This window comes from Ruminococcus flavefaciens, assembly GCF_900119075.1.
Classification (GTDB): domain Bacteria; phylum Bacillota; class Clostridia; order Oscillospirales; family Ruminococcaceae; genus Ruminococcus; species Ruminococcus flavefaciens_Q.
The window spans coordinates 85,213-108,612 of sequence record NZ_FPIP01000003.1 but is presented as its reverse complement, the minus strand read 5'-3'; the positions used below and the strand labels follow the sequence as shown (position 1 = coordinate 108,612).

Genomic DNA, 23,400 nt, shown 5'->3' with positions numbered 1-23,400 from the left:
TCAGCCCTCGATCTTAGGAAGATTTGCAATTGACTTTGCAATTTCCTCGTCAGTCGGGATATAGTCGCTCATCTTGCCGTCGTTGTATGCGCCGTAAGCGTACATATCAAAGTAGCCTGTACCTGTAAGACCAAAGAGGATAGTCTTCTCCTCGCCTGTCTCCTTGCACTTGAGAGCCTCGTCGATAGCAACGCGGATAGCGTGGCTGCTCTCAGGAGCAGGAAGGATACCCTCAACTCTTGCGAACATCTCAGCAGCCGCGAATACAGCTGTCTGCTCAACGGAAGTAGCCTCCATGAGTCCCTGATCGTAGAGCTCTGAGAGTGTAGCGCTCATGCCGTGGTAACGGAGACCGCCTGCGTGGTTTGGTGAAGGCATGAAGCCGCTGCCCAGTGTATACATCTTCTGGAGAGGGCAAACCTTACCTGTGTCGCAGAAGTCGTAAGCGTATGTACCTCTTGTAAGGCTTGGGCATGAAGCAGGCTCAACAGCGATGAAGCGGTAATCAGCTTCGCCGCGGAGCTTTTCGCCCATGAATGGTGAGATAAGTCCGCCAAGGTTGGAACCGCCGCCTGCGCAGCCGATGATGATATCAGGCTTGATGTTGTACTTGTCCATAGCAGCCTTTGCTTCAAGACCGATGATAGACTGGTGGAGGAGTACCTGTGCAAGAACGCTTCCGAGAACGTAACGGTAGCCTTCCTTTGTTGTAGCAGCCTCAACAGCCTCGGAGATAGCGCAGCCAAGGCTTCCGCCTGTGCCGGGGAATTCCTCAAGGATCTTTCTTCCTACCTCAGTTGTGGTTGAAGGAGAAGGAGTTACTTTTGCGCCGTATGTACGCATAACCTCGCGGCGGAAAGGCTTCTGCTCGAAGCTTACCTTAACCATGTATACGTTGCAGTCGAGGTCGAAGTATGAGCAAGCCATTGAAAGAGCTGTACCCCACTGACCAGCGCCTGTCTCTGTAGTAACGCCCTTGAGTCCCTGCTTCTTAGCGTAGTAAGCCTGAGCGATAGCGGAGTTGAGCTTGTGGCTTCCGCTGGTGTTGTTGCCCTCGAACTTGTAGTAGATCTTAGCAGGTGTGCCAAGCTTCTTCTCAAGGAAGTAAGCTCTTACGAGAGGAGACGGACGGAACATCTTGTAGAAGTCCTGTATCTCCTTAGGAATGTCGATATAAGGTGTATCCTCGTCAAGCTCCTGCTTAGCAAGTTCCTCGCAGAAAACGCGGCTGAGGTCCTCTAATGTACAGGGCTTGCCTGTAGCAGGATTAAGAAGGGGAGCAGGCTTCTTCTTCATATCAGCGCGTACATTGTACCACTGCTTAGGAAGCTCGTTCTCCTCAAGATAAATTTTGTAAGGGATCTTTTCATCTGACATTGACATAATAATATCTCCTTTTCTGAAATAAAAATATTTATCGGCGTATATATCGGGACATAAAAAAGCTTCTGTCCCTGCAAAAATGCTGGGACAGAAGCTGTATACTTCTGCGGTGCCACCCTGCTTGACGCCTTTGCGTCCTCTCAGTTTGTACGTAAATACAAAGGTTTTGTTAACGCAGACCTCTGCGTCTTACCTACACAAGGAGCCTTTCCCCCTCTTCGGCTCGCCCTCGGAAGCCCATTCACACCTGTTTCGCATACCTGCTCACACCCGCCGCAGGCTCTCTGAAATGCTCACACAAGAGCTACTTACACTTCTTCATCGGTTTACTACTGTAAATTGTAACACAGCAGAGCCATGATGTCAAGGGGATAGGTCCAAATTCTCCAAAAGCGCCGAATATTTAGGCGATGAGCAGAAAAAAACTGTTGTGAAGCTTCAAAATATCACGCATTATATCGCCTTTTCAGATAAATATCAATGGAAAACGGTATATCAAATATCAAAAAAGGACTTTTCAACTGCCTGCAAACGTGATATAATAGTATAACAGTCCTTGCGGACAGGCGGTCACTTGATATCGCTTCTGTACTTTGCACGGGTGCGCGAGATACTTTCCTCACTGCGCTTGATAAGGTTAAGGAGCGATGACGAGTACTGGGCGTAGTCCTTCTGCAAGGTCGCAGTAGTAACATAGAGGGTATCGAAATTATCGACGCAGTCGTTGCCGTCAAGGGCGATTCCGCTGGACGCGGCTTTGATGTTGGCTTCACTCATGGATACGATAGCATTTGCACTGTCGTTTGCGATGACCTTGGGTATGCGGAAAAGCTTCTGGTCATTATGAGGATTTGCGTTGTAAACGATACGGAAAAGCTTGTAAACAGACAGCATAAGATATGATGAAACCTCTTTGATAAGAGTAATGCTGTTAGCCTTCTGCGCAAGGCTGAAGAGCAGACTGATAGAGTTGTTGATGATACGTCTGTTGAAGTTGATGATCTCGGGTGAAGGCATCTTCATGCTGTTGTTTCCGTCGTCATCAGGGATATCCTCGATAGTGATAGTCTTGCCCTCGGGCTCTGGAGTTCTTCCAAGGAGATAGTCACAGGAAACATTATAGTAATCAGCGATCTTAACAAGGAAATTCAGACCACATTCTCTGATACCCTTTTCATAGTGAGAGAGCAGTGCCTGAGATATGCCCAGATCTGTAGCAGCCTGCTTCTGACTGATGTGTCTTTCCTTACGCTGCAGTGTTATTATTCTTGCGAAATCCGAGTTCATTGAAATTCCTCCTAAAAGATTATTTTAAAATCTGTTACTATTATTATAATACAAAATGTATAATTTGTAAATACACAAAAACGTGAAACTATTCGTGGAAATTTGTAGTATTTTTCGTGAATTTTACTAACAGTTAAAAAAACGAGCAGTATTTTTGTGCATATTATCCTATCGGTATGATTGCCGATATATTCAACGCAAAGGAGAAGTCATGAAAGGTTACAGGATAAGTATTCTCCGTCACGGCATGACGGAGGCAAACGAAAAGGGCGTTTACATCGGCAGCACTGACCTGCCCCTTTCCAATAAGGGCGCAGCAGACCTTGCTGCAAAAATGGACGAATTTGACTACCCCACCGTTCACAGGGTATACACCTCGCCCCTCAAACGATGTACCGAGACCGCCGATATACTCTTTCCCTACACTGAGGTAGTCCCCGTGGACGACCTGAGAGAGCTTGATTTCGGCGATTTTGAAAACAAGAGCATTGACGAGCTTGCAAAGCGCGAGGACTACAACAAGTGGCTCCGCGGCGGCAAGGACAACCGTCCCCCGAACGGCGAAAGTCTTGAGGAAATGACCGCCCGCTGCTATAAAGCGCTCCACGCCATAATCATGGACATGATGGAGTCGGGGCTCACCCACTGCGCCGTTATCACTCACGGCGGTATCATCTCAAATATGCTCAGCTGCTTCGGACTGCCCAAGTACGATCCGAAAACGCTCAGCTGCGACTTCGGAATGGGCTTCGAGCTCATGGTAACAGCTCAGATGTGGCTGAATTCACAGGCATTCGAGATACTTGGCTACTGCCCCTACGAGAAGCTTGACGAAGCCGACGACGAGTATTGATAAATCTGTGGGGGGCTGCTTTTGGCAGTCCGCAAGCCGAAAAACAAATATAAACGCCTCTGAATAATATGCCATGCTTTGGCAATAATATCTGCAAAACCATTTTTCGGAGGCGCAGATATGAAAATTCGGGAGCTTATCCGCTTTTCACGTGGCTTGCTCATGGGCAGACGGGCACGGACTATGATGATATGCATTCTCCCTCTCGGCGCGGAGCTCTTCTTCCGCTTCGCAGAGGCGGCGGTGTACAGTATGCTGCTGTATTTCGGCAATATCGAGCCTATACGGCTCTTCGGCGGCAGCAGTCCCGTACAGCTGGGAGTAACAGCGGCGAGCACGCTTCTGCGGCTGCTGACTACAGCTCCCCTTATGTATGCGGCGGCGTACCGCCTTTACGGAATGACCTCGGAGCTGCCGCAAAAGCGCTGTGAAGCCTTTTCGCGGATACTGCTGAGAAAATGCACCTTCAAACGCAGCATTTCCGCGGCGCTGTGGACAAAAGCCGTGGGACTTCTTGCACTTGCTCCTGCGGTGTTCTTCGGAACTGCCGCATACGGACTAACAGGCGAAAAGCTGAGCCCTCGGGAGGCTTTTCTTGCGGCAAACGCCCTGTTTCTCACAGGAGTATCGGTCATTTTATGGCTTTCGCTGAAGCTCTGCTTTGCCGCTGTGCCTTACATTTTAGTGCGATTCCCGAAGATGACAGCTTTTAGGGCTATGATATTCTCGGTAGGCTTCATGCGCGGCAGAAAAAGCGTATTACTGCGGCTTCTGGCGGTGTACCTGCCCCAAATGCTGACAATTGCAGGACTTCCCTACGCACTTACAAAGCTGATGACCGCTTTTTCACTCAGTATCGACATTTTTATCAAGGAGGACGAATACCTTGAAGCAGATAGAGCTTACGGTAGACGCCGAAAGTCCCATAACTCTGGAAAAATTCCTTTTGGCAAAAAAAGGCGTATCAAGGCGGCTGCTGACGAAGCTTAAACGGCAGGAGGGCGGCATTACCCGAAACGGTCAGCTTGTCCGCAGCATAGATATGGTTCAAAAAGGCGAGGTAATAGTCCTGAATCTTGAGGACGACAGCTTCTTAGAGCCGAATCCAAGCCTTAATGTGCCGATAGCCTATGAAAACGACAGCCTTGTGGTGTTCAACAAGCCCAGCGGTATGCCCGTACACCCGTCCATTCGTCATCAGGGCGACACTCTCGGGAATTACTTTGCTTCTCTCTATCCCGAGCTCACATTCCGCTCGGTGAACAGGCTCGACCGCGACACCTCGGGGCTCTGCATAATAGCCAAGGACGCCCACGCAGCAAAGCTCTTGCAGGGCTGCTGTGAGAAGGTCTACTACGCCGCTGTACACGGAGCTATCCCCGAAAGCGGCACTATAGACGCTCCCATAGCCAGAGAGCGCGAGTCCATAATTCTGCGTTGCGTCCGCGAGGACGGACAGCGAGCCGTTACCCATTACAAGCGGCTGATGATGAACGAGAGGTACTCCCTTGCGGAGATACACCTCGAAACAGGCCGTACCCACCAGATAAGGGTGCACTTCGCTCATATCGGAGCTCCCCTCGCAGGCGACGACCTCTACGGCGGACTCCGCGACGATATACCGAGGCAGGCGCTCCACTGCGGTCAGCTAAGCTTCCGCGAGCCGCTGACAGGTGAACCTGTTACCGTTACCTCAGAACTGCCCGAGGATATAAAAAGACTGTTTGACCATACATAAAACTATCCCCGAAGCGGTAAACATAGTACTTACACAGAAATTTTATGCTTATTATTGAGAGAACTCTTTTGATAAAAGGCTTTTCTCGTATCTTTTTCAAGACCGTTATTTCATTTTTTCTATAATAGAGCCCATAAAAAAACTTGCCCCCCTATATTACTATAGGGGGCTCTATTATAGAAAAAATCAGCTAAAAGTCTTTGGAAAGGGGTTCGGGGGAGAACCTTTCCTCAGAAAGGTTTCCCCCGATAAATAACTATAAACTTCTATATGAGTATCACGGTTAGCGCTTCGGGGATAGTTTATATCATGAATCATAGAAATTACGTCCATCATCGGTAACAAGTCTTTCGGACTTGGGATACTCGAATATCTTGGGATCGTTTGCATTCTCGGTCAGGTAATCAGCGAATTTGCGTGCATACCATTTAGCAAATACAAGATTATGCATAAGGTAATTGCCGCAGTTTACTGCTGATGAACCGGGAACATCTTCTGCGTCCTCGACTGATCTGAACGCCTTGATGAGCAGTCCGCACACCTCACTTGGCTTGTGGTTGCCTTTAAGGATAAGATAAAAACCAGTCAGACAGCCCATTGGTCCCCAGTATATTACCTGATCCTTCCATTCATCGTCGTTTCTCAAGTATGTAGCGATAAGGTGCTCCAGAGTGTGCATTGCAGCCACATCAACGGGAGGCTCGATATTTGGTCTTGTGACTCTCACGTCATAAGTAGTTATCATATTATCTCCAAGAGTATCTACTCTGCTGACATAGATACCGGGGATTATCTTAGTGTGGTCAACGGAAAAGCTGGGTATAAGGTCCATATTTATATCTCCTTTCAAATGAAAAACATTGTTTTTTTCAACATTTACATTATATCATACCCCTTTTGCCCTGTCAATAGAAATGCAGAAACTTTTCCGATATGTTTTGTAGGATTACTCTTTTTTAGCATATTTCTTGATATTTCAAATAAAATGTGTTATAATATAATTTGCTTACGTAAAAAGGAAGAAAGGAGACGGTGCAATGAACAGAAAAAGCCGCGAGGAATTCTACAGGCGCTACGGCGAACCGCAGAAGTCATATTCACGCAGTAATTCGGGCTTTTTTGAAAAATTCGGACGCTTTGCCGCAAAAACTATCACGGCTGTTTTCACAGGACTGCTGAAAAGCGTTAAGTTCATTCTTTCCGAGCTTCTCAGCCTTGGCGTTTCTATACTGAAATTCTTCCTCTGGGTTTTAAAGGAGCTTACAGCGCCCTTCCGCGAGCGCTTCAATATAAACAAGGACATGACCAGAAAGGTCAACAAAGCAAAAAAAGAAGGCGCAGAGGAGTACAAAAAGGCTCTCTTTGAGTTCTGGTGCTCATATCTTTTCGGCGAGGACGGAGTTTTCTACACCGCCTTCAACTATATCCTGCCAACTCTTTCAATAGTGTTCCTTGTGGGCATTATCCGCTACGGCTCGGGACTTGAATACGGTCTGAGCGTTGAGTACAACGGCAGAGAGATAGGTATGATAACCGCAGAGGCTGACTTTGAGGAAGCCGAGCGCGAAGTCCAGCAAAGAATCGCATACCACGACAGCGACGAGCCCATTGACCTTTCGGCTAAGTATTCGCTGAAGATCATAAATGAAAACGACACTATAGTCTCCTCGGCTCAGCTTGCCAACGAAATGCTTGAAGCCTCAGACCACGCCCTTACAGAAGCCTACGGCATCTATATCGACGGCAAATTCATCGGCGCTGTCAAGGATAAGGAGCCTATACAGGACGCCCTTAACGAGAGGATACTCAACTTCCGCATAGACGGCATAGTCAAGAACATCGAGTACAAGAACAGTATCGAGTACTCTCACGGTATCTACCTTGCGGACAGCGTCATGGAAAAACAGGAAGCAATCGACCTGCTGACCTCCTCCAAGGAGAAAAAAGCCGTTTACATTGCGAAAAACGGTGATACAGCAGCTACTATAGCCCAGAAATACAACATGGATTACGACAAGCTCATAGAGCTCAACCCCGATATCAAGAACAACTGCCGCAAGGGCACTTTTGTAAACGTTGTCGAGACCGAGAGCTATCTGCCTATACAGTACGTCCGTGAGATAGATCCTATATCCTTCCTTGATTATGAGACTATCGAGGTGGAGACCAGCTCCCTCAACGAAGGTGTAAGGGATATCCTTGTAAAGGGCAGACGCGGCGAAAAGACAAGCCACATCGAGGTAACATACATCGACGGCAAGGAGTACTCGCGCAAGACCATAAGCACAAAGATAACCCGTGAGCCTGTTGTCGAAAAAATAGGAATAGGCATTTACGCCGCAAGACCTGACAGCTCAAGCACTGTTCTTACGGGCTCGGGCGAATTCGGCTGGCCTGTTGACGGCGGCTGGGTAAGCGATATATTCGGCGGCACAAGAAACCACAAGGGTATGGATATCGCCGCAAGCACAGGTACAGAGATATACGCGGCAGCCGACGGCGAGGTAGTTTCCGCAGGCTGGAACACAGGCGGCTACGGCTATTTCGTACAGATAGGTCATACCGACGGCTATCAGACGGTATACGGTCATATGAGCGCTGTTCTGGTAACTGAGGGACAGTTCGTAGCACGCGGTCAGCTTATCGGAGAGGTCGGAAACACAGGTAACTCCGACGGCTCGCACTGTCACTTTGAGGTGCGCCATGAGGGTATATGCCTTGATCCTGCGCTGTATCTGAACACTGTTGACAGCTTCAACGACGACAGAGACAAAAAGGACAGCAAGGATAAGGACAAAAAGAATAAGAAGAACTGACAAAACAGCCTTAGAGATGAACTCTAAGGCTGTTTTTAGTGATTAGTGAGTAGAACTATGATGTAGGGGACGCCGCCCTCGGCGTCCCGTTGGTTACTTATTACGTAAAAGCGGGCGTGACACAAGTCACGCCCGTCATGTTATTCTTCTGTTTCGTCAGTGGTCTCCTCGCTGTCGGTCTCGTTCTCTGTATTTGTCACGGATACGTCCTCAAAGGACTTGGTAGAAACTTCCTCAACAAGCGGTTTCTTGTTCTTGTACACCGTAACGATAAAGCCGTCAACGTTATTTCCCGATATCTCGTATCTTAAGCCGTTTGGCACAGGAACTGTTGTCTTTTCCGCGCCGTCGTCGGACTTAACGAAGTATACCTCATATTCCACGTCCTTGTCGTCCTTGAATTCAAGGTGCTCGCCGTCATACGGGTGATTGCGTATAAGGTCGATGTACTCCTCAAGACAAAGGTCGTTGGAGTCCATATAATAGGCATGGGGAACGCCTACATAGCGGAAATGCCACGGCTCGTCCTCTATCTTGGTTATCTTTTCCTTAGCCTTTCTGTAGCGGACGATAAAGCCGTATTTATAGCAGTTCGCATTGAGCCACGCATAATCGCCTGTGCCGTCGTAATCGTAGTTATCAGCCTCTGTGAAATCGAAAGCAAGTCCCGATTCATGCTCACTGAAGCCAGGCTTTGCCACCTTTGTGGACTTTCCGTCCTCGGACTGGGCAACATCATCGTCATAGAGCTGCTGCTGGAACTCCTTGGTACGGTATGAGCCGTAGATTATGAGCTTGTCGTTGTTGTACTGGTCAGAGAAATCCTGTATCATACGCGCCATTGGCTCATAGACCTGACGGAGTATGGTATAGGTGGAATCTACTGCCGAGAAACAGGTATAGGAGTTCTCCTCATTCATCTCTATAATGCTGACAAGATCCTCGTCGCCGCTGTAGTACTCGTGATCCTCGTTTACAAGGATAAGGTCTCCGCGGAACTTGTCCTTGGTATCAACTGACTTTGATTCAAATATTATCTGGTTAGGATCGGGAACAGTAGTGCTCTCGTTATCCGTTGCCTCTATATCCTTATCGTCAAAATAAGGGGAGGTCTGTACCTCCTTGGCTTCCTTCAGTGCATTTCTGACAAAAAAGCCGCCTGCTCCGACAAGAACAAGGCTTATGACTATTTCTGTCATAGTCTTGGCACGTCTTATGCTTTTTTCCTTGCTTATCTTTTTATTTTTAGACATACGTCTCTCCATTCTGCTGCCGTTTGCAGCTCTTTCTGGGAGTCCATAAAGCTCCCGCAGCTTTTGTTCTTTCTATATCTCTCTTTTACGAATATCGGGACAATTAAATCATGATACAATGTTCGTACAACGAACATTATATCATATTTCGCGGCAAAAAAACAGCCTTTCTGAGTTATATTTGTAAAATTGCGGTATATGCTCAAATATATGGCAGAAAAACTGTGCTTTTTCGACAAGGTCTGCACCTGTATTATCTCCCGTAAAGGGACAGATTTCCCATACATTCTGCATATAACGTTAATGTATACAAAAAACCACCCATGTTCATCACCGTATTGCACAATCTTTTATGAAGCCCTTAAAAACGCTTGAAAATGAATTAAATTAATGCTATAATATATTTGTGAAAGTATAGGCAGAGCCGTATATGAGCGGCTTTACAAACCACCGCTCCAAGCTATGATGGCTCTGTGTTTTTTCTGTATTTTCGCTATAAGGAGTGATGTTTATGAAATGTCCACAGTGCGGAACAGCAAACGAAGCGGGTTTCAGGTTCTGCGTGAAATGCGGCGTCAACCTTGAAAATCCGCAGGATATTAATATTGAACAGGTCGATATGGGCGGCTATCATTCTGAAGAAGATTCTGCAAACGGCGGTTTTACCCTCGGCAGCGGCACCTTCACTATCAGCGATAAACCTTCGAGAGATTCGTCCTCCGACTTATATACAGCAGCCGAACTGAACGATTCCGACGAGGAATTTGATTTCAGCAGTATTGACGAGCCATTTATACCTCACCTTGACACTGGAAGAGTCACACTCCCCGAACAAACAAAGGCTGTAAGACAGGCACAGATGCAGAATGCAGGCTTCCGTCCACAGGGCGGAATGGCAGGAATACCGCCTCAGGGCATGATGCAGGGGCTTCCTCCGCAGGGAGCCATGGCAGGAATACCTGCCCCACAGGGCGCTATGCAGGGTATCCCACCTCAGGGCGGAGCTATGGCAGGAATACCTGCCCCACAAGGCGCTATGCAGGGGCTTCCCCCACAGGGCGGAGCTATGGCAGGAATACCTGCTCCTCAGGGCGCTATGCAGGGACTTCCCCCACAGGGCGGAGCTATGGCAGGAATACCTGCTCCGCAGGGTGCTGTACAGGGCGTCCCACCGCAGGGCGGCGCTCAGATGAACGGTATGCCAGTTTACGGTCAGCCCATGATGTACGCTCAGCCTCAGCTCATCGGATACGACCAGAGCGGCAACCCCGTCTACGGTCAGCCCGTCATGTACGCTCAGCCCCAGATAATCGGCTATGACCAGAACGGTATGCCCATTTACGGTCAGCCCATGATGTACGGTCAGCCTCAGATAATCGGCTATGACCAGAACGGTATGCCCGTTTACGGTCAGCCTATGGTATTCGCTCAGACTCCTATGGAACATCCTGAGCCCGAGCCCGCTGCTCCTCCCGTTGAGGACAAGGAAAAGGTCGAAGTCCCCGACGATTTCTGGGAGTTTTTCGACGGCGGCAAGGCTACAGAACACGCCGAAATGGACTCAGCAGACGATTTCTTCGGAAAGCGCGGCAACGAGATAGAGGGCATGAAACGCTTTGAGAAGAAGAATCAGGCGTATATGAGCGATACTCCCCTTGTTGACGCAAGAGACCTCAAAAAGAACGAGTCTGACAAGTACAGCAAGTATTTCATGCGCTCTGCAGGTACTGCAAACGCCGACGAACTGAGAGCAAAGCAGGATTCACTCCACCTCAACTACATGGGCGTAACCAAAAACGTCGACGCAAATCAGCTCCGCGCTAAAGAGGACAGCAAATCATGGAACCTCATGGGCGGAACCAAACAGGCCAACGCCGCAGACCTTGAAATGAACTCGGTCACACGCCAGGAGTCGCTTATGGCTCAGCCTGATCGCGCTGTAGAGGCTATGCCAAAGAAAGCCAAGACCTATAACGACGAAATAGACGCTATAGAACTTCCCGAAGAAATGAAGGCTAAAAAGACTAACTTAGCGGAAATTCCCGGCTTGCCGGAAATTAAATAAATTTTATTTTATATCTATCAAGGAGATGTTGTAAAAAATGAAGAAGTTTTTACAGGAATTCAAGGAATTCGCACTCAAAGGCAACGTAATGGATATGGCTGTCGGTGTTATCATCGGTGCCGCATTCGGAAACATTGTTACAGCCCTCACTGAGGACTTCATCAATCCTCTCATCGCTTGTATCGGCGGCGCAGAGGTAGCAGGAAGAATAAAGCTTGGTGATACAGGTCAGTACCTTAACTGGGGACACTTTATCACAGCTATCATCAACTTCCTCATCATGGCATTCTGCATTTTCCTCATGGTCAAGGCAGTAAACAAGGTAATGTCTATCGGCAAGAAGAAGGCAGAGGAAAAGCCTGCTGAGCCTCCAAAGGAAGAGGTTCTTCTCACTGAGATAAGAGACCTTCTCAAGGCACAGAACGAGAAGAAGTAATTAGTGCAGGGACGCCCATTGGGCGTCCTTTTTGCGTATTATCCGTATACAGCACAAAGCCTCCGCTATTGCGGAGGCTTTGTTCATCTCATTGAACCCTTAATAAGAATTATTACAAATTATCTTTATCAGAAATTAGCCCATACGTCCTGATCTGTCTTAACACTGTAGCTGCCGACCTGACGTTTTTCGCTCTTATTTACCGTATTTCCTGCTGCATCAGTTACCTGGAAAACAATAGAAGCATTCTGTACATAATGATCGTAGAATGTTCTTACATACCAGCCGGGACCGGATTCATATGTGCTGCCGCTGCCTATATAGTAATCTACTATCTTTGCCCTTGTTCTGTAAACATTTGAGCCAAGATATGAATAAACGCCTGTTGTGCTGTAGCTGCCATATCCGCCCTCTACCTTAAAGTCAACATAGTAATATCCGTTTTCTTTATACTGCTTCACCTCTGTAACCTTAAGAGGTCTTGTTACATTCATAACGCCGCTTCTTACTGATGATGCGATAGTATTGCCGTCCATGCTGCGGATTATGCACTGATACTTCTTGTTGTATGCATTGAGGTAGATAGTTCTTGTATTTGATGTTGATGTTGTTATATCGCTTTTGTAGAACTCAGTCCATGCGTTGCTGTTGATATCTGCTACCTGCCATACATACTGGTAATAGCCTGTACCGCCCTGTACTGATACTGTGAAATCCTTTACAGTTCTTGTGTTTTCGATGTTGTATGTCTTGGGAAGTCCCTGCTTGAGGCTGTAGAAATTGATAGTTGCCTTGACTTTATTGGTTGTTACCCTGGAATTGAGTGAATCTGTGATAACGCAGTAATATGTGCCGGGATTGGTTACCTTGACAGATGAAGTTGTTCCGATAACTGTATTGCCCGAATACCACTTATATGAATAAGGTGCTTTGCCGCCGCTTACGCCTACGGAGATATATCTGCCGTTCTCGTCACAGATAACAACGTCCTTGGGCTGTCTTGTTATTCTGAGGAAGTTCTCGGTAACATAAGCATAATTGCTTGTTAAGGTACTGCCCTTGCTGTCGGTTATCTTGCATCTGTATGTGCCGCCCGATGTAGCTTTATAGGTCTGATTCCTGCCTACTACAGTACCGTTCTTTGTCCACTCATACTTATATGGCGCTGTGCCGCCCTCAACCTCAACAGAAAGCGGATAGGTATCGCCGCTCTTGTAGATATAACCGCTCTTGGGCTGTGTCTTTATTTCAAACTTTTCTGTTACAACGCATTTTTCTGTTGTGAATGAATCTGCAAGAACAAGTCCGCCTCTGGCAAGGCGAAATGCTTTTATTACACAGTGATAGCTGCCTGCTCTTGTTGCAGGATGACTATCAGATGAAGCTCCGCTGATAGCTCCGCCGTCCTTGTACCACTGATATATGACGCTATAGCCTTCCGGTATCGAGCAATCGGAATTCTTGATAAGCTTCATATCGATCTGGCTGACGCTGCTGTTCAGCTGACCGCTTGTAGTATTAAGATGATATGAGAGCTTGCACGTTGCTGTCTGGGTAGTGGTTGTTGTAGTCGTAGTCGTTGTTGTAGTTGTAGTTCTGAGCGGTCTTAAACCTGTAAGCCCTGTCTTTTGTGGTTTGAATACATCCGAAGGAAGAGTTTGCAAAGTCACAATTTCCTTTACGGGAGCAGTAGTTGTAGTAACGATAGGTGTGAGTTCGTTTCCCTTGATTGCCATTTCAAACTCAAGCTCATTTGCAATATCATTCTCCTTCGCCAGCTCAAAATCCTTTATAAGGCCTTTTTCCCTTGTTATCTGAGTATAAGCTGCTGTTGTTGGTTCATCTGGCTCTGCTGCACTTGCAGGGATAGCACTGGCGCCGCAGAACAATACGGCAGTAGAAAGTATACTTAATACTTTTTTCGATAAATTTTTCATATCTGACAACCTCCATTTTTAAAATAAACCTGATATTTTTATAAACAAGTTCGGCGCCTGAACTTTGTTCCCCCTGTGTGGTATGGTCTTATTATATCACGTTCATCGGAGCCTGAAAAGGTGTCATTTGTCACTTTCTGAATGACATTTGTCACTAAAAAAATGACATATGTCACTTCTTTAACTAAAGTTATCCTACCAATCGAGCCGTCAGCCGTTAGCTGTAGGGGCGGTGACTCCCCACAGTGTGGGGAGATGTCCGAAGGACAGAGGGGCGCGGCTCCTGTTGGGAGTTCCGCCGACCTCATAAGTATCGGATACAAAAAACGGGCGGATAATATCCGCCCTTGTAATACACATAAAAAAATCCGCTTCGTTTGAAGCGGATCTTATAATTATTACTTGATATCAGCGTGATGAGCCTGAAGCGACTTGACTCCGAGGTGAGTATTGTTCTTGATAGCCTTGATACCCTCTGCACTTGCCTTTGCAGCAGCCATTGTTGTCATGTAAGGAACTCTGTGCTTGATTGCAGCCTTACGGATATAGCTGTCGTCGTGAACGCTGGTCTTGCCTGCGGGAGTATTGATTATCATCTGTATCTCGCCGTTTGCGATCTCGTCAGCGATATTCGGACGTCCCTCGTAGATCTTGAATATCTTGTCGCATGGGATACCTGCTTCCTTTATCATCTCATAGCTTCTGCCTGTAGCGATGATGTGGAAACCGAGCTCGTGGAAGGACTTAGCGATGTCGATAAGCTCGGGCTTGTCTCTCTCGCATACGCTGAGGAGAACTGTTCCCTCGAGAGGAAGCTTGTTCTTTGTAGCCTCCTGAGCCTTGTAGTAAGCCTCGCCGAAGGAAGGTGAGATACCGAGAACTTCACCTGTTGAACGCATCTCAGGTCCGAGGAGAGGATCTACCTCCTGGAACATATTGAACGGGAATACAGCTTCCTTTACGCCGTAGTGACCGATCTTCTTATCCTTGAGCTCAGGAACAGGCGAAGGTCTGCCTGTGAGCTTTGATGTGATTATATCGGTAGCAATTCTAACCATGTTGATGTCGCAAACCTTTGATACCAGCGGAACTGTTCTTGAAGCACGGGGATTAGCTTCGAGAACGTAAACTGTATCGCCCTCGATAGCGTACTGCATATTCATAAGACCGCAAACGTTCATCTCTACAGCTATCTTCTTGGTGTACTCCTTGATAGTAGCTACCTGCTTCTCTGTGAGGTTCTTTGAAGGCAGGATACAAGCGGAGTCGCCCGAATGTATGCCTGCAAGCTCGATATGCTCCATAACGCATGGAACGAAGCAGTGTGTGCCGTCGGAAATAGCGTCAGCCTCACACTCTGTAGCGTGGTTGAGGAAACGGTCGATGAGGATAGGTCTGTCAGGAGTTACGCCGACAGCCGCATTCATGTAAACTCTCATCATCTCGTCATCGTGAACTATCTCCATTCCGCGTCCGCCGAGAACGTATGAAGGACGAACCATTACAGGATAGCCTATCTTGTTTGCGATAGCGATAGCCTCGTCAGCGTTTACAGCCATACCAGCCTCAGGCATAGGAATGCCCAGCTTGTCCATCATAGCGCGGAAGTGGTCTCTGTCCTCAGCAAGGTCGATAGTCTCGGGAGTTGTACCGAGGATATTTACGCCGTACTTTTTGAGGTCGTTTGCAAGGTTGAGAGGAGTCTGTCCGCCGAACTGAGCGATAACGCCTACAGGCTTCTCCTTTTCGTGTATAGCAAGTACATCTTCAAGTGTAAGAGGCTCGAAATAGAGCTTGTCAGATGTATCATAGTCAGTGGAAACCGTCTCAGGGTTGCAGTTTACGATTATCGACTCGAAGCCAAGCTTTTTAAGAGCAAGTGCAGCGTGAACGCAGCAGTAGTCGAACTCGATACCCTGACCGATTCTGTTAGGACCGCCGCCGAGGATCATTATCTTTGGCTTTTCTGTGCTTACAGGGCTCTTGTCCTCGTCAAGGTGATATGTGGAGTAGTAGTAAGCAGCGTCCTTTGTACCGCTTACGTGAATGCCCTCCCATGCTTCCTTTACGCCGATAGCCATACGAGCGTTTCTTATCTCCTCCTCGGAAACTTCAAGGAGAGAGCTGAGGTAACGGTCTGAGAAGCCGTCAAGCTTAGCCTGCTTCAGAACGTCGTTTGCAGGAACAGCGCCCTTGTTCTTGAGGAGAGCCTCCTCCTCGTCAACAAGCTCCTTCATCTGCTCAATGAAGTACTTCTTTATCTTTGTGAGGTCGTGGAGCTCATCTATTGTAGCGCCCTTGCGGAGAGCTTCATACATAACGAACTGTCTCTCGCTTGTTGGGTAACGGAGCTGTGCAAGGAGCTCTTCCTTGGTCATGCTGTTGAAGTTCTTTGCAAAGCCGAGACCGTATCTTCCTGTCTCCAGTGAACGGATAGCCTTCTGGAAAGCCTCCTTGTAGGTCTTGCCGATGCTCATTACTTCGCCGACAGCTCTCATCTGTGTGCCAAGCTTGTCCTCAGCGCCCTTGAACTTCTCGAAAGCCCAGCGAGCGAACTTGATAACGATGTAGTCACCGTCGGGAACGTACTTGTCAAGAGTACCGTACTTGCCGCACTCGATGTCTTTAAGTGTAAGACCGCAGGCAAGCATAGCCGATACGAGAGCTATCGGGAAGCCTGTAGCCTTTGAAGCGAGAGCCGAAGAACGTGAGGTTCTTGGGTTTATCTCGATAACAACGATACGTCCTGTCTCGGGATCGCGTGCGAACTGACAGTTACAGCCGCCGATGACCTCGATTGACTCGATTATCTTGTATGACATATCCTGAAGAGTCTTCTGAACGTCCTCAGGGATAGTGAGCATAGGTGCTGAACAGAACGAATCGCCTGTGTGAACACCGATAGGATCAATGTTCTCGATGAAGCATACAGTTATCTTGTTGTTCTCAGCGTCGCGGACAACCTCGAGCTCCAGCTCTTCCCAGCCGAAGATACACTCCTCGACAAGTACCTGTCCAACGAGAGAAGCCTGTAAGCCTCTTTCACAGACTACCTTTAATTCATCTACATTGTAAACCATTCCGCCGCCTGCGCCGCCCATGGTGTAGGCAGGACGAAGAACTACAGGATATTTCAGCTTTTCAGCTATCTTTACAGCCTCGTCAACAGAGTAAGCTACCTCGCTCTTTGGCATACCGATACCGAGAGCGCTCATAGCGTTCTTGAATTCGATACGGTCCTCACCGCGCTCGATAGCGTCTACCTGAACGCCGATTACCTGCACGCCGTACTTTTTGAGCACGCCTGCCTGATCCAGCTCTGAGCAGAGGTTAAGACCGGACTGACCGCCGAGGTTAGGGAGGAGAGCGTCAGGACGTTCCTTTTCGATTATCTGAGTAAGTCTTTCGAGGTTGAGGGGCTCGATGTAAGTAATATCAGCAACATCGGGATCTGTCATGATAGTAGCAGGGTTTGAGTTTACGAGAACTATCTCATAGCCCAGCTTGCGCAGAGCCTTGCAAGCCTGAGTACCTGAGTAGTCGAATTCGCAAGCCTGTCCGATGATGATAGGACCTGAACCGATTATCATGATCTTGTTAATATCCTGTCTTTTTGGCATATTATTCTCCTGACTCGTACACGGGAAATGTACGTTGATATATTTGCCATGAAACGTCATGGCGCAACTTCTTACCTTATATAATATCATAATCCAAGGAAAAATGCAATACAGAAAATCCCCTTGATGTGCGGAATAATTTTAGGAAAACTGCAAAAATCCCACTGTTGAACTTTGACTGTCGGCTGTTTATAAAACAAAAAGGACGCACCATGTACGTCCTCAAAATCTAACGGCTGAAAAGCATATTTGTCCTGCCCCATTTTTCGTCCCTGAAGGCAAATGCCTCGGGAGTGGTTATCCTCTCGGCAAAGCCTGCGCTCTCATAGCACTTCCGCGCCCTTTCATTTACGCTGAACACATTGAGCTGTACCGCGTCCGCTTTCAGTATATCTATGCAGTATTCCGTGGCAAGCTGTATCATTTCCCTGCCATAGCCCTTTCCACGCTGTGCAGGATCTATCATCACAAAGGCGAGCATAGCTTCATTGGTCTTTGAGCATACGCCGCAGCATAAGAAACCGACCACAATCCCGTCGTCTGTTGTGGCAACAAAAGGGCAGTCCCCGTGTTTTTCGTACATATCCGCGAGAAACTGGTCAAAAGCTGTCTTTTCAAGAGGGTAGGGAGCATGATTTGCGCTCCACATAGCATTTGTTCTTTCGTCTGTCACCCAGTTTTTTATTGCGTCGAAGTCGTGGCTCGGTATGTATGGTCTTAATCTCATAGTAACACCTCTTTATTCAATGCGTAATTGTAGGGGCGAGTTCCGCTCGCCCGAATAAAAATATTCGTAATGCGAAATTAAAAATGTAGGGGGCGATGCCCACATCGCCCCGTTGGTTTTGAATATTTGGCGGGCTGATGTAGGCATCAGCCCCTACAATCTTAGTTCTTAGCTCTTAGTTCTGCTCACTTCTTATCAGCTGCACGCTGGAAGAACTTTACTATCTCAACAACAGGCACTATGCAGGCGCCTGCAGCGAATGCCCAGAGGTAATTCATGCCTGTGAGGGCTTCAAGTGAGAACATATTTCTCAGTGCAGGGATAAAGAGAACAGGTATAGTCAGAACTGCCGAAAGGGCGATAGCTCCGATAAGAACTATGTTTCTGCTCTTCATTGTGAAGATAGAGCCCTTGAGGCTTCTCATGTTCCATGCGTGGAGCATTTCGCATACGCAGAGTGTGATGAATGCCATTGTTGTGCCTGCCTCGGGAGAGGTCTGCGAACCGATAAGATATGAAACAAAGGTAAGTGCCGCAATAACTGCGCCCTGCCACAGCAGATTAATTCCGAGACCGTCGGAGAAGATGTGTGAATTGCTGCTTCTTGGCTTGCGTGACATGATACCCTGTTCAGCAGGCTCCATGCCGAGAGCTATTGCAGGGAAGCAGTCTGAGATAAGATTTATCCAGAGCAGGTGCACAGGGCTGAATATGCTCTTGCCGCCGCCGATGAACAGTGTTGCTGCAAGTATGCAGAGAACCTCGCTGAGGTTGCTGGAAAGCAGGAACTGTATTGCCTTGCGGATATTGTCATAGATACGTCTGCCCTCTTCCACAGCGCCTACGATAGTTGCGAAGTTGTCGTCGGTGAGCACCATATCTGCGACGTTCTTTGTAACGTCTGTACCTGTGATACCCATGCCAACGCCGATATCAGCGCTCTTGATAGACGGAGCGTCGTTTACGCCGTCGCCTGTCATAGCTGTAGTCATGCCCTTTTTACGCCATGCGTTTACGATACGTACCTTGTGCTCAGGCTGAACACGGGCATATACGCTGTAGTCCTGAACGTGCGCGTTGAACTCATCATCGGGTATCTTTGAGAGCTCCGCGCCTGTGAGAGCCTGCTGTCCCTCGCCGAGGATACCAAGCTCCTTGGCGATAGCAACGGCTGTATCCCTGTGGTCGCCTGTTATCATAACGGGACGTATGCCTGCTGTGCGGCAGAGACCGATAGCGTCCTTTACCTCGGGGCGGACAGGATCTATCATGCCTGTCATACCGATGTAGATAAGGTCATGTTCAAGTCCCTCGGGTGAGATATCGCTTGGGAGCTCGTCGTACTCGCGGTAAGCCGCAAGAAGAACTCTCAGCGCCTGGTCTGCCATTTCCTTGTTGCGGCGGAGTATCTCAAGCCTGTCGGACTCGGTCATTATGCGGACGCCGCCCTCCTTGAACATATGTGTGCAGTTTTTCAGCACCTCGTCGGGAGCGCCCTTGGTGTACTGTACATAGCCATTTTCAGTCTTGTGGACTGTGGACATCATCTTTCTCAGTGAATCAAACGGAGCCTCTGCAACTCTCGGAGTTGCAGCCTCCATTTCGTACTTTTTAAGTCCGCACTTGTGTGCATAGGCTACAAGAGCTGCCTCTGTAGGCTCACCTGTAACGGTATCGTCAGAATTGAGCTGTGCGTCACAGCAGAGAGCCATAGCTCTTGCAAGGAGCTCCTTATCATCTGTATTTTCGTGAACTACTGTCATCTTGTTCTGTGTAAGAGTACCTGTCTTATCGGAGCAGATGACCTCGGCACAGCCTAAAGCCTCAACAGCGGTAAGTCTGCGGATAATAGCTCCGCGCTTTGACATATTGGTAACGCCGATAGAGAGAACGACTGTGACAACGGCTGCAAGTCCCTCGGGGATAGCCGCAACCGCAAGGCTGACTGCTATCATAAAGGATTCAAGGAATCCGGGGAGAGTGATAGAGCCGTTTCTTACAAGCATCTGAACGATGTTCAGACCGAGTATGATAACGCAGATAACGAGAACTGCGATAGAGAGTATCTTGCTGAGCTGGTCGAGGCTCTTCTGAAGAGGAGTCTCATCGTCGTCAGCATTGGCGATAGCACCTGCTATCTTACCCATTTCGGTCTTCATACCTGTAGCGACTACGACTGCTTCTGCACGGCCGTAAGCTATACTGCTGCCCATGTAGAGCATATTCTTTCTGTCGCCGAGAGGTACTTCCTCGCCGCTGAGCACGCCGCTTTCCTTGTCCGAGGGAACGCTCTCGCCTGTGAGGGCGGATTCCTCTGCCTTTAAAGCTGCCGCTTCAAGTATACGGCAGTCCGCAGGGACATTGTCGCCTGCTTCAAGAGCTATGACATCACCGGGGACGAGCTCCGAGCTTGGTATGACTACCAGCTCTCCCGAGCGGTATACCTTGCTCTGTGCGGCGCTCATAGCCTGCAATGCTTCGATAGCGGATTCTGCCTTGTTTTCCTGATATACGCCGAGAACTGCGTTTGCGATGACAACGAACAGGATAATGAATACGTCCGCATCAAGCTTTCCCTCAGAGATGATACCCGTAACTGCGGATATGACCGCTGCTGCAATGAGCACAAGTATCATCGGGTTCTTGAATTGCTCTATGAACCTTGCCAGAAGCGTAGGCTTGGGAGCTTCGTCAAGCTTGTTCCGACCTACCTTTTCAAGGCGCTTTGCAGCTTCTTCGGCTGTAAGTCCCGAAGCCGAGCTTTCGACTTCTTTAAGGACATTTTCTGTGGTTTCGAGATAGTGTTTCATGTTTTTCCTCCAATATCCGTCAGTACTAAAGTATAAAACGGTGGAATCCGCTTTATTACTGTACTAAACAGATAATATTTTATCATTTACTTTCAAAAAAGTCAAGATATATCTGTGACTAAACTGTAAATTGCCGCGAAAAACAAAAAAGCCCGTCCCATAGGAACGAACTTTTCTGCCGGGAGCTGAAGCGGAACTCCCGATGTATGAAAAATCACTGTATGATTTACTGCGAAACAAGCAATTGAAAAGGAAATTCTGAAATTTGGTTTTCTTTCAAGTGTTTTATAGAGATGGTTTTTTTAAGAGAGATCTGAAAGCGTTATGTGTTCATTGTTTGTTCCGAATAAGTAACGGCATACCAATGATAAATCACCGTTAAAAAAGGGGGGTGGACGGAAAAATGTCATGCTATCGGGGGGCGACAGCTCACATTTTTCCGTTCAGGGATATGAATGGTATAGTCTTATAAAGGATCCGACAAGCTAAGTAACAGTCACTTTTTATTTATATGACCTTCGCCTGCGTTTTAAGGTTAGCCGCCCGAAAAGTGACTACGCTCTCATTGCCTGTCATTGTAGATAATTACTGCGTAGTTTTCTGAGAAAATGCTGTGTGTTATGGACTGTTGGATACAGATTAAGTAATAGGACTTAATGGCGTTTTCTGAACGGTAAAGATGCATTATTATTATCAGGAAAATTTAATGAAGTATTTAGGATTAGATGGAAAATTTTTAAAGGGGATCGATGTTTTATGTAAAGTGATGGTTAAAATTTTCTGAGTTTCTTGAGATCCTTGGGGGGCTCTGGTTGATTAAAAAACCATAAGCAAGCGGAATTTGCATTCTGCTCTGCTGCCTTTACAGATTTTGAAACGATTGTCTTCATTATTTTTGATTTGACAGTATTCCGAGTTACCTTCATGTAGAAATACCTCCTGAATAATGATAGTGCAGGCACCTTTGGGGCGACGCCTATGTATATTATTATATTTCTGAAACCCAAAAAGTCAATACCTTTGCACTAAACGCCGTTTATTTGCATTTTTATCCTTATAGTTCATCTTTAACGGTAATTTTCTGACAGTAATAATTTTTTTGTTCAGGTTGAACGTTTTATTTCATATTCCGCTCCGAAAAGCTCATACCGCTGTCTTTTCAGAGACTTTCTCCGCCTGCTTTCCCTCCTTGTCGTCGGGGATAGGAATGAGCAGCTCGGTGATGAAAAGTTCGTTCTCAACGTGGGCGTTAAAGCTGCCGTTATATTTTTCACAAGCACTGCGGATATTGGAAAGTCCTATTCCGTGGTGATCCTTTTTGGTGCTTTTGAATTCGTTCTGCGCGGTGAGCATTACCTTGTCAAAGCTGTTTTCGAGATAAATGAAAACGAAATAGTTTCTGCGGGTAATGGACAGCCATACATGGCGCTTTTCCTCAGGGAGCTCGCTGCAGGCCTCAAAGGCGTTGTCAAGCAGATTTGAGAATATAGCCGTAACGTCAAGGCTCGAAATAAAGCCGATGTCGGTGTATTCTGCGTCAACACGGAAGTCAACGTTCATGGATTCCGCAGTATCGAGCTTATTATTGATAACCACCGTGAGAATGGGATCATCACACTCAAACCGCGGCATGAGCTTGTCCAGCTCGGCTATGAGCATACCCTTGTAACGTCCTGCCTCCTCTGCCTTGTTGGCATTGATAAGCCCTTCAAGAGAGGCGATGTGCTTCTTTACATCGTGGATAACGCGCCTTGAAGCGTTATACTTGTCGTTGAGCTCCTTATAGGCTTTGAGCTGCAATACTGACTGCTGAGATACCAGTTCCAGCTCTCGTTCGGTTTTGTACGCCTTTGAAAGAGTCCTCAGGAGATATGTAAGATACAGATCCAGCGCAAGGAATATGAAAAGGGTAATGACAATGCCGTAGCCTGCCTGTGTCTTCATTATGAACTTGCACATAAAATGGAATACTGCTATCTCTCCTATAATAAGGATAAGGAACATTATGATCTCCTGTGTCCTTATGGAGCTGAATCCGCCTTCGGAAATATAAAGTATGAAGCATTTTGCAATGGCTATCATAAATATCCAGCTCAGCACAGAGCCTGCAATATAGAGATTCAGCGAGTTCTGTACTTCCTGAGGCTGTACGTTTATCATAAACGACAGTATCATCATCGCCAGCATTTCTATTATGACCATGATAACAAGGAATATGGCGTTGTATATCAGGAAATTCAGATATTTAGGCTTGTAGAACAATATCGTCAGTACGAGCAGTGATACATATGCAAAGGAAATATTAAAAACAGGTATCGCAAGGGAATTAACGCCAGCGTGCAGCAAAGCCGCAATAACTGCATATGCTATTTTAAACACTGTTGAACGATTTCTGGATTCATATATCTTGTCAAAGGTGACGAACGCAAAGATATACAGAGCTGCCGAAGAAATAAAATTAGCTGCAAAAAACAT

Annotated in this window: 17 protein-coding genes and 1 other annotated feature; of the genes, 6 read left to right on the top strand and 11 right to left on the bottom strand. The window is 47.3% G+C overall.

All coding sequences use genetic code 11. The features are described 5' to 3' along the window. Both BT105_RS05450 and BT105_RS05445 read right to left on the bottom strand, forming a co-directional pair. Positions 1–1,377: a TrpB-like pyridoxal phosphate-dependent enzyme gene (locus BT105_RS05450; RefSeq protein ID WP_072300048.1), complete on the bottom strand. Its 1,377-nt coding sequence runs from the start codon at positions 1,375–1,377 to the stop codon at positions 1–3. 86 nt (positions 1,378–1,463) lie between these two features. After that, positions 1,464–1,714, bottom strand: a binding site (T-box leader). A 239-nt stretch (positions 1,715–1,953) separates the two neighbouring features. Next, on the bottom strand, positions 1,954–2,670 hold the full coding sequence (locus BT105_RS05445) for a helix-turn-helix domain-containing protein (RefSeq protein WP_024861164.1): 717 nt from the start codon (positions 2,668–2,670) through the stop codon (positions 1,954–1,956). A 211-nt stretch (positions 2,671–2,881) separates the two neighbouring features. On the opposite strand from BT105_RS05445, the gene BT105_RS05440 reads away from it, so the two are divergent. From BT105_RS05440 to BT105_RS05430, 3 genes are all read left to right on the top strand, one after another. Beyond that, on the top strand, positions 2,882–3,523 hold the full coding sequence (locus tag BT105_RS05440) for a histidine phosphatase family protein (RefSeq protein ID WP_072299797.1): 642 nt from the start codon (positions 2,882–2,884) through the stop codon (positions 3,521–3,523). A gap of 183 nt (positions 3,524–3,706) precedes the next feature. Then, positions 3,707–4,513, top strand: a complete 807-nt coding sequence (locus BT105_RS05435) for a hypothetical protein (protein ID WP_177243935.1) — start codon at positions 3,707–3,709, stop codon at positions 4,511–4,513. Continuing rightward, complete coding sequence (locus BT105_RS05430; protein ID WP_072299795.1) at positions 4,410–5,261, top strand: RluA family pseudouridine synthase; 852 nt, start codon at positions 4,410–4,412, stop codon at positions 5,259–5,261. Before BT105_RS05435 ends, BT105_RS05430 begins: the two co-directional genes overlap by 104 nt. A 307-nt stretch (positions 5,262–5,568) precedes the next feature. On the opposite strand, the gene BT105_RS05425 is transcribed toward BT105_RS05430, so the two are convergent. Beyond that, positions 5,569–6,093, bottom strand: coding sequence for an S-ribosylhomocysteine lyase (locus BT105_RS05425; protein WP_028515097.1), 525 nt, complete (start codon positions 6,091–6,093; stop codon positions 5,569–5,571). A 205-nt stretch (positions 6,094–6,298) separates the two neighbouring features. Between BT105_RS05425 and BT105_RS05420 the strand changes: the two genes are divergently transcribed. Continuing rightward, complete coding sequence (locus tag BT105_RS05420; protein ID WP_081367808.1) at positions 6,299–8,077, top strand: peptidoglycan DD-metalloendopeptidase family protein; 1,779 nt, start codon at positions 6,299–6,301, stop codon at positions 8,075–8,077. Positions 8,078–8,217: 140 nt separating this feature from the next. Here BT105_RS05420 and BT105_RS05415 read toward each other — a convergent pair whose 3' ends face one another. Further along, the gene (locus BT105_RS05415; protein WP_072299794.1) at positions 8,218–9,330 is read right to left on the bottom strand and encodes a M15 family metallopeptidase; all 1,113 of its coding nucleotides are present in this window, start codon (positions 9,328–9,330) and stop codon (positions 8,218–8,220) included. A 511-nt stretch (positions 9,331–9,841) separates the two neighbouring features. Here BT105_RS05415 and BT105_RS05405 point away from each other — a divergent pair. Further along, entirely contained in the window at positions 9,842–11,395 is a 1,554-nt protein-coding gene (locus BT105_RS05405; RefSeq protein ID WP_072299792.1) for a DUF7577 domain-containing protein, read from the top strand. Between the two features lie 37 nt (positions 11,396–11,432). Next, positions 11,433–11,831, top strand: coding sequence for a large conductance mechanosensitive channel protein MscL (gene mscL / locus BT105_RS05400; protein ID WP_072299791.1), 399 nt, complete (start codon positions 11,433–11,435; stop codon positions 11,829–11,831). 128 nt (positions 11,832–11,959) lie between these two features. Here the strand turns inward: mscL and BT105_RS05395 are convergent, their stop codons facing one another. From BT105_RS05395 to BT105_RS05370, 7 genes are all read right to left on the bottom strand, one after another. Then, on the bottom strand, positions 11,960–13,768 hold the full coding sequence (locus tag BT105_RS05395; RefSeq protein WP_072299790.1) for a hypothetical protein: 1,809 nt from the start codon (positions 13,766–13,768) through the stop codon (positions 11,960–11,962). A gap of 210 nt (positions 13,769–13,978) precedes the next feature. Continuing rightward, the gene (locus tag BT105_RS14980) at positions 13,979–14,128 is read right to left on the bottom strand and encodes a hypothetical protein (RefSeq protein WP_177243934.1); all 150 of its coding nucleotides are present in this window, start codon (positions 14,126–14,128) and stop codon (positions 13,979–13,981) included. 38 nt (positions 14,129–14,166) lie between these two features. Then, on the bottom strand, positions 14,167–17,388 hold the full coding sequence (gene carB / locus BT105_RS05390; RefSeq protein ID WP_072299789.1) for a carbamoyl-phosphate synthase large subunit: 3,222 nt from the start codon (positions 17,386–17,388) through the stop codon (positions 14,167–14,169). Between the two features lie 229 nt (positions 17,389–17,617). Then, a complete protein-coding gene (locus tag BT105_RS05385; RefSeq protein WP_072299788.1) occupies positions 17,618–18,115 on the bottom strand; it encodes a GNAT family N-acetyltransferase in 498 nt (165 codons plus the stop codon). A 185-nt stretch (positions 18,116–18,300) separates the two neighbouring features. Continuing rightward, complete coding sequence (locus BT105_RS05380) at positions 18,301–20,925, bottom strand: cation-translocating P-type ATPase (protein ID WP_072299787.1); 2,625 nt, start codon at positions 20,923–20,925, stop codon at positions 18,301–18,303. A 770-nt stretch (positions 20,926–21,695) separates the two neighbouring features. Next, positions 21,696–21,932 (bottom strand): cyclic lactone autoinducer peptide, encoded by a 237-nt coding sequence (locus BT105_RS15265; protein WP_242940091.1) that lies wholly within the window; start codon positions 21,930–21,932, stop codon positions 21,696–21,698. Positions 21,933–22,068: 136 nt separating this feature from the next. Continuing rightward, entirely contained in the window at positions 22,069–23,400 is a 1,332-nt protein-coding gene (locus BT105_RS05370; RefSeq protein WP_072299786.1) for a sensor histidine kinase, read from the bottom strand.

Excerpts from the sequence above, each read along its gene's own strand:
- BT105_RS05450 (WP_072300048.1), bottom strand. The coding sequence starts at position 1,377 with ATGTCAGATGAAAAGATCCCTTACAAAATTTATCTTGAGGAGAACGAG.
- BT105_RS05445 (WP_024861164.1), bottom strand. The coding sequence starts at position 2,670 with ATGAACTCGGATTTCGCAAGAATAATAACACTGCAGCGTAAGGAAAGA.
- BT105_RS05440 (WP_072299797.1), top strand. The coding sequence starts at position 2,882 with ATGAAAGGTTACAGGATAAGTATTCTCCGTCACGGCATGACGGAGGCA.
- BT105_RS05435 (WP_177243935.1), top strand. The coding sequence starts at position 3,707 with ATGATGATATGCATTCTCCCTCTCGGCGCGGAGCTCTTCTTCCGCTTC.
- BT105_RS05425 (WP_028515097.1), bottom strand. The coding sequence starts at position 6,093 with ATGGACCTTATACCCAGCTTTTCCGTTGACCACACTAAGATAATCCCC.
- BT105_RS05420 (WP_081367808.1), top strand. The coding sequence starts at position 6,299 with ATGAACAGAAAAAGCCGCGAGGAATTCTACAGGCGCTACGGCGAACCG.
- BT105_RS05415 (WP_072299794.1), bottom strand. The coding sequence starts at position 9,330 with ATGTCTAAAAATAAAAAGATAAGCAAGGAAAAAAGCATAAGACGTGCC.
- BT105_RS05405 (WP_072299792.1), top strand. The coding sequence starts at position 9,842 with ATGAAATGTCCACAGTGCGGAACAGCAAACGAAGCGGGTTTCAGGTTC.
- mscL (WP_072299791.1), top strand. The coding sequence starts at position 11,433 with ATGAAGAAGTTTTTACAGGAATTCAAGGAATTCGCACTCAAAGGCAAC.
- BT105_RS05395 (WP_072299790.1), bottom strand. The coding sequence starts at position 13,768 with ATGAAAAATTTATCGAAAAAAGTATTAAGTATACTTTCTACTGCCGTA.
- BT105_RS14980 (WP_177243934.1), bottom strand. The coding sequence starts at position 14,128 with ATGTGTATTACAAGGGCGGATATTATCCGCCCGTTTTTTGTATCCGAT.
- carB (WP_072299789.1), bottom strand. The coding sequence starts at position 17,388 with ATGCCAAAAAGACAGGATATTAACAAGATCATGATAATCGGTTCAGGT.
- BT105_RS05385 (WP_072299788.1), bottom strand. The coding sequence starts at position 18,115 with ATGAGATTAAGACCATACATACCGAGCCACGACTTCGACGCAATAAAA.
- BT105_RS05380 (WP_072299787.1), bottom strand. The coding sequence starts at position 20,925 with ATGAAACACTATCTCGAAACCACAGAAAATGTCCTTAAAGAAGTCGAA.
- BT105_RS05370 (WP_072299786.1), bottom strand. The coding sequence starts at position 23,400 with ATGTTTTTTGCAGCTAATTTTATTTCTTCGGCAGCTCTGTATATCTTT.